The 255-nt window shown below is 61.2% G+C and carries 1 protein-coding gene; it reads right to left on the bottom strand.

Translation table 11 applies throughout. The features are described from left to right. Positions 1–76: 76 nt before the first annotated feature. A partial coding sequence (tnpB, locus tag FNJ47_RS55070) for an IS66 family insertion sequence element accessory protein TnpB (protein WP_163163631.1) occupies positions 77–255 on the bottom strand: 179 nt, incomplete at its 5' end.

Below are 255 nucleotides of genomic sequence, written 5' to 3'. Positions count from 1 at the left end.
ACTCGGATCGCCGGTTCGATTCATCGGATTCTTGAATCTGAACCGTACCGACGCGTCAACCGCTCAGCTCGAGAGCTCAGCCGGCAACCTGATATTGCCGCACCGGATGGCGGACCATCGCATCGATATCGATGCCGTCAAGGATCCAGTGCAATTGCTCGGTCGTCAGCGTGACGACCGCCTCCTGGCGGCGCGGCCATCGGAACTTGTCCTCGGTCAGCCGCTTCAGGACCAGCACAAAGCCGGACCGGTCGA

Origin of the sequence: Bradyrhizobium uaiense (assembly GCF_010811875.1) — a bacterium.
Taxonomy (GTDB): Bacteria; Pseudomonadota; Alphaproteobacteria; order Rhizobiales; family Xanthobacteraceae; genus Bradyrhizobium; species Bradyrhizobium uaiense.
The sequence above is the reverse complement of the archived record's forward strand: the minus strand, read 5'-3'. Positions and strand labels throughout refer to the sequence as shown.